Below are 6,236 nucleotides of genomic sequence, written 5' to 3'. Positions count from 1 at the left end.
CCACGATCGAGAGCCTGAAGATGCTGACCGCGCATGCTGTGTCCGGCAATCTGGCTGATGGTCTCGCCATGGAGCGCGATAGACTGGGTGACCTCTACCGCGGCGAGATCGGCCAGCAACGTGTCAAGGAATTCGCCGACAGGAGTGCTGCGCGGCTGAAGAAGGCCGGGTCGTGAATGCCGGCGACGACTATCGCGGGCTGGGCTGGGCGCATGGTGCGCTGACTGTCCAGCGGCTCGGCGCGATGCTGGCGCCTGTCACGTTCTTGCTGGCGGATGGCCGGCAGATCTCGCCAATGCATATCGCACCCTGGGCGAACGAGCCGGAAGCGGAAGCGCTGCCGGGCATTCTGCGCCGGTTGCGTGGCGAATGGCCCTGCGTGCCCTTCGGCTATTCAGTGCCTGCGGCGGGATGGCCCGAGAATTGGGCGCACGCGATGGGTCCGCCTGAGCCTGGCGAAGAAATCCATGGCCATAGCTCCAATCATGACTGGACCTGGCGCGACAGTAAGAGCGGGTCATTGTCGCTGGCGCTCGCCTATCCCCAGGGAAGCTCGGTCGAGCGCGTCGAACGGACGGTGATACCCGATCCGTTGGCGCCGGCCATCGATATTGAATTCAAGATCGTCGTTCGTCGTGCCTGCCGCTTGCCGATCGGCCTGCACCCGGTGTTCCGGCTGCCGTTCGAGACAGGCGCCGCCACGCTGGAACTCGGTGGCTTCGACGAAGGCCGCACCTACCCGCACGATGTCGAACCCGGCGCGGCGCTGTTTGCCAGGAACAAGACGTTTGCCGAACTGACCAGCGTGCCGGCGCGCGCCGGCGGCGTGGTCGACGCCTCGCGGCTGCCTCTGGCTGCCGACACGGAGGAACTGCTACAGATCGAAAGCCTCGACGGCACGGCCGCGCTCACCAACCACAAGGACGGCTACAGGGTAGAGCTCTCGTGGCAAAAGGAGCATTTTCCAAGCCTTCTGCTCTGGTACTCCAATCGCGGCCGCAAGGCGGCACCGTGGAATGGGCGTCATGTCGCCATCGGCATCGAGCCGATCTGCTCGCCCTTCGGGCTCGGTCCGGCGACCGCGCTGGCTGACAATCCGATCGCGCAATCCGGCATTGCGACCGCGCTGGAATTCTCGCCCGAAAAGCCTTTCGTGACCCGCTATCGCATCGAGGCGTCCGCGCTGTGACAGATCGTACGGCAATGTCTCTGGTCAAGCCAAACCGGCCACACTTCACCGATGTCGAGGGACTGCGCGCGATGGTCGGCCAAGGCGACTCGTTCGGCGTCGGCGGCCACCATTTTGCCCGCCTGCCGATCGCATTGCTGCGCGCGATCGCCCGGTCCGGCATCAAGGACTTGCGTTATGTTTGCTGGGCCGGCGGTTTGCCGCTCGAACTGCTGCTCGAAGCGAATGCGGTGGCGGAAATAGACCTCTGCTTTTCCAGCCTCGATATTTTTGGCCTTCCGCCACGGTTCCGCGCCGCTGCCGAGAGCGGTGTACTACCGGTTCGCGATTGGACGGCACTGGCGATGATCCAGGCCCTGCGAGCGGCGCAGCAGAACCTGCCGTCAATGCCGTTCCAGTTGCCGGATGGATCCGACATGCTGGCGCGCGTGCCGGGTGCGAGCGGCGAGCCCGATCCGATTTCAGGGACCGCTACCGGATTCATCCCGCCGCTGCGGCTCGACACATTCGTCGTCCACGCTCAGCGCGCGGATGAAAGCGGCAACGTCCAGATCATCGGGCCGCGTGCACTGGACTTCGCCATGGCGGGTGCTGCGCGACAGGTGCTGGTCACGGTCGGGGAAATCGTCCCAGTTGGGGCGCTGCGGCAGGACGGGCGCCAGAGCATCCTCACTCGCAATCAGGTTTCGGCCATTGCAATGGCGCCGGGCGGCGCCTATCCGGCGTCCTGCCTGCCATTTTATGTCACGGACTATCAGAGATTGTCGGAAGCATTCGCGGTCAGGGAAACGCCTCTGGCGCACAATCTCCGCCTGCCGTTCGAAGGCGTGCCGGCTCCCGTTCAAGAAGCTGCGAAAGTCCGCGCTGAAACGGTTATCGCCATGCCCGCGATGGCGCCTGAGAAAAAGAACGCATCCGTCGACGAGATCATTGCCGCCCGCATCGCCGCCGAACTCGATAATGAGAGCTTTGCCAGCGCCGGCGCGGTGTCGCCGCTAGCCAACGTCGCCTACCGGCTGGCCAAGGCGTCGCACGCGCCGGACATGATCATCGCGACGATGAGTTGCGGCCATCTCGACATTGAGCCGAGCCCGATGATCCTGTCGCTGATCGAAAGCCTCGATTGCGAGACGGCGGTGGCGCATGCCGGCGGCGACGACACCTACTCGACTTATTACCAGGCGGGCGCGGTGACGCATGAGATCGTCGGTGCCGCGCAAGTCGACCGGCGCGGCCGCGTCAACACCATCGCGCTACGCAAACCAAGCGGTGGCCTGATCCGGTTGCCCGGGCAGGGTGGCATGGCCGATGTCGCCAACATGCATCGCGACTACCTGCTCTACATTCCCCGCCATTCGGTCCAGTCATTGGTGGACGAGGTCGAGATTGTCAGTTCGGCTCGCGGGCTGTTGACGCCGGCCGAGCGCGAGCCGATGGGCTATCGCACCGGCAAGGCGCTGGTTTTCACCGATCTCTGCGTCTTTCGGCTCGATCAGACATCCAGGGAATTGACCGTCGTCGAAACCATGCCTGGCATCACGCACCAGCAGATCCGCGACGCCACAGGATTTGCGGTGACGTTCGATGCCGACTGCCAGCAGGTCCCGCTGCCTTCCAACGACACGCTCGCCATCCTGCGAAACCGCATCGACCCGCTCGGTCTGCGTCGTCTGGAATTTGTCAGCGCCAAGGAGCGTGGTGCGCTCATCGCCGAGATCCTTGCGGCCGACCGCGCCATGGTTGAACGCTGCATCGCCGAACAGCAGAGGCTGCAAATCGCAAGGAGCTGATCCATGGCAAAGCCGTTGCTCGACATGTCCGCCGCGCGCGTCTTTTTCGACGGCATCTTCACCAGCCCACGCGTCGCGCATCCGGAGGGCGTGGCCATCCACAGCGATGGGTCCATCTGGTGCGGCACTGAAACCGGCGATCTCTTGCGGCTGACCGCCGGTGGTAGCTCGGTCGAGCGCATTGGCGGCACGGATGGCTTTCTGCTGGGCATTGCCTTCGACAGCGCCGGCAACTGTTTTGCCTGCGACCTGAAGCATGCTGCGATCTTTCGTTGGGATGCCGCGACAGCGCGCATCGAGCGCTTCGCGTCGTCTGGCATCCGTGTGCCGAACTATCCGATCGTCGACGAGGCGAGGGGCTGGCTCTACGTGTCCGACAGTGTCGGCCAGGACAATCGCTCCGGCATCTTCCGCTACGATCTCAAGACGGGCGAGGGCGGTCTGTGGTGCCAGGAGGCGATGTCGTTCGCCAATGGCATGGCCATGGCGCCGGACGGCAACGGCCTCTATGTCGTGGAGAGCAACGCGCCTTGCATCAGTTATGTACCGATCCGCACCGACGGCACGGCAGGGGCGCGCAAAGTTGTCGTCGAAGGCGTGCACAATGTTCCAGATGGCGTCGCCTTCGCGCCTGACGGCTCGCTGTTCATCTCATGCTACGAGCCAAGCCGGATCTATCGCTGGCGAAAAGACCGAGGTCTCGAAGTGCTGATCGAGGATCCAACGGCGACCACCCTGGCTCACCCCACCAACATCGCCTTCAAGGGCGACAAACTCTACACGGCAAATCTTGGCCGCTGGCACATTACGGAGATTGATTTGGCCGCAATTGCATAGCCGGCATCGACCGCCGCGCGGCCCGGCTCCCGCCAACGGTGGCGGCTAGAGGAGTTCACCGATTCACGTAGCAACGCTACCCTCGCCATCCAATGCCTCCAGCGTGGAAAAACTAATGCTTCCAAGAATAGGCGCTATTGCGCATCTCCACTGTCTTGGCGTTACGAGCTTGGCGCTCTGCCTCGATAGTAATTTTGAACGGCCGGCTCCAAGCTCTCTCTGTCGACGCGGCAGTGGGTCATCAAAGCCTCCCTTGGCTAACTGACTTTGAATGCCGATCGTATGAAAACGTTCCTGCACAGTATCAGGATGTTAGGTTCGACTGGGACGAATACTAGGTCGTTTCAGTGCAAACGACTCGCATGTGAGTGTACGAAAGCGTACAATGCGTACGTCACCCGCCATTCTAGGCATACGGGTGCTTGGAAGCCAACTCAGGTGCTCCCGCCGCTAAGCGGAGGCTGAAATGGCAGCAGATCAATACAGGTTGACGGCCTTCGATTGCGAGGCCGTACGGAACGCCTTCAGAAAATCCGGCGTGGAAAGACGCATCTCGGGAAGAAATAGGCGCCAATACGCCAGACTTCTCGCGCTCGAACTCACCGAATTGGGTGAAATCGACCCCCACATTCTGAAGTGGATTGTAACGCGCGCGGCATGGAGTGACGGTCATGGGCACTTTTGTTGACCCTTCAGGGACGGTAGACCCGCCTCTTCAATCCTATATTCTTGGTAGCCTCGTACGGCGACGGCGGGGCGCCGTGGTGTCGACCAATGCGATTGTCGCGGAGATCAGATTCGCGCTTCCCGGGTGCCAGGTCGAGGATTCGCAGATGGCAAAGTTCATATCAGAGGCCGCCATGCTGCTCGGTCTGGTCCCGGTCTTCGACCCTGCGTGGAAGGGGGACGTCAGCCCTGGTGCGGACCAACGGCTCCCTTGGGTCCGCCGGCACAAAAAAGCCCGCGCCCGTGCGGCACCGGGCCTTGGTTCGCGTGACCAAAGCTAAAAGACTGTCGACGACGGGGAATGGCGATGATTTTTGAAGGCTTCTCATAGCTCTTCTTCATTGTGGCTCCTCGCTATCCCGTAAAAAGAGCCCGCCTGGGAAAAGGCGGGCCAGAGTTTGGAGCTGGGATCAACCAGCATAGGGCTAACGAGCGGGGGACGGGTTGGTTACGCTGGGAGGCGCGACCGTCTGCGAGGTGGCGCACCTTGTGGCAATGGCGTCTCAGTGCATCAGGTAAAACCGTTGACCCGTGTATTGAGCGCCCTCCACCCACAATGCGAGCGCAATGGCTGGCGAACGTCCCTTGACTTCAAAATTGCGGCCCCGATAGCTTCCTGCCGCAATCCATACTGTCTTTGAACGCTGGTAAATCGCGATGCCCCGTGCATTCGCCCAGGCGTAGAGTTCTGCACCATTTCGACCCTTTTCCCAGCCTGGGGCCGATGCTGTCTCTGTATAAGAAAGCTGCGTATCCATATTAGATTAGCCTCCCTAATCTTGATAACGTAAGCGCCGTCTCCAACATCACGGGATGAATGATCGGACTACTCCGTTTCGGTTATGTGTCGACCACTCCACGATCAGGTATCCGCCATAGACAAGAAGGTCCTTCGCCTTGGGTCAGGTGACGGGAGTGATCGCGTCTTGGTCCGATGTGGCTCTTGGCGCCAGCCGTATCGAGATGACCGGCAAGGCTGCCTGAGAGGGACGCTTAGCCGCCTGTCCCGGCCTCTGCGGCGGGAGCTTGGTGTTCCTCTCCGCACCACGCAGATTACGCTTATATTAGCACTCGCGCAACAAGGTTGGCTCTATGCAGGGAGGGTCAACAGACTGGATCTTGACCGTTTGGGCACGGACTCTATGTAGATTGAATTCTAGGATAATACGGGCATTTTTGTGCGATGAGCGGTTTCGAAAGCGGCAAAGTCGAGGTGGAGGTGGCGCCGTTCCGGCCGACTGACAATCGTCGCAAGCATTCCAGGAAAAGTGTGAAGCGGTTTTCCAGGGAAAAGGGCAAAGCACTTTCCCTTGGGAATTGCGTCAAGACAAACGGTTACATCGGCTCGCCGTTTCCGTGAAACGGTGGACTGCTCTAGGTCTTGCCGCGGCTTTATCTGGAACGAATGGCCGGTGGGGCTCGCTGCGTTGGACAGCTTTGCTTTGCGCCACACCGGCCATGCGGGTTGGATTGGGTGTCCCCGCGTTGATCAATTTATAGGCATATTAGCAATAGCGCAAATAAGACTGAAGTCCCATGGAAGTCCAATCGTGGGAATTGGTGGCGGCCAGCTATCTACAGGCAATAGGGGCTCAGCGACGCGGTCGCACGGGCTGTTTGGACGCGACGTCTGATGCGTAAAAGCAGGCATCTATGTCAAATGCAAAAGACAGCGGCCCAATATGAACATAGAC

The 6,236-nt window shown here is 61.0% G+C and carries 5 protein-coding genes; 3 read left to right on the top strand and 2 right to left on the bottom strand.

Features of this window, described 5'->3' with window-relative positions; genetic code table 11:
- The first annotated feature begins 172 nt into the window (after nucleotides 1–172).
- Genes EN935_RS18275 through EN935_RS18265 form a run of 3 tightly spaced genes read left to right on the top strand, consistent with a single transcriptional unit; the run spans nucleotide 173 to nucleotide 3,816 of the window.
- A complete protein-coding gene (locus EN935_RS18275; RefSeq protein ID WP_127263305.1) occupies nucleotides 173–1,189 on the top strand; it encodes a hypothetical protein in 1,017 nt (338 codons plus the stop codon).
- 14 nt (nucleotides 1,190–1,203) lie between these two features.
- On the top strand, nucleotides 1,204–2,979 hold the full coding sequence (locus EN935_RS18270) for a CoA-transferase (RefSeq protein WP_127373494.1): 1,776 nt from the start codon (nucleotides 1,204–1,206) through the stop codon (nucleotides 2,977–2,979).
- 3 nt (nucleotides 2,980–2,982) lie between these two features.
- Nucleotides 2,983–3,816, top strand: coding sequence for an SMP-30/gluconolactonase/LRE family protein (locus tag EN935_RS18265; RefSeq protein WP_127263303.1), 834 nt, complete (start codon nucleotides 2,983–2,985; stop codon nucleotides 3,814–3,816).
- A 909-nt stretch (nucleotides 3,817–4,725) separates the two neighbouring features.
- On the opposite strand, the gene EN935_RS40840 is transcribed toward EN935_RS18265, so the two are convergent.
- The gene (locus EN935_RS40840) at nucleotides 4,726–4,884 is read right to left on the bottom strand and encodes a hypothetical protein (protein ID WP_164548615.1); all 159 of its coding nucleotides are present in this window, start codon (nucleotides 4,882–4,884) and stop codon (nucleotides 4,726–4,728) included.
- 161 nt (nucleotides 4,885–5,045) lie between these two features.
- Nucleotides 5,046–5,300 (bottom strand): hypothetical protein, encoded by a 255-nt coding sequence (locus EN935_RS18260; protein ID WP_127263302.1) that lies wholly within the window; start codon nucleotides 5,298–5,300, stop codon nucleotides 5,046–5,048.
- Between the last annotated feature and the right edge of the window lie 936 nt (nucleotides 5,301–6,236).

Origin of the sequence: Mesorhizobium sp. M7D.F.Ca.US.004.03.1.1, from assembly GCF_003998635.1 — a bacterium.
GTDB lineage: Bacteria > Pseudomonadota > Alphaproteobacteria > Rhizobiales > Rhizobiaceae > Mesorhizobium > Mesorhizobium loti.
The sequence above is the reverse complement of the archived record's forward strand: the minus strand, read 5'-3'. Positions and strand labels throughout refer to the sequence as shown.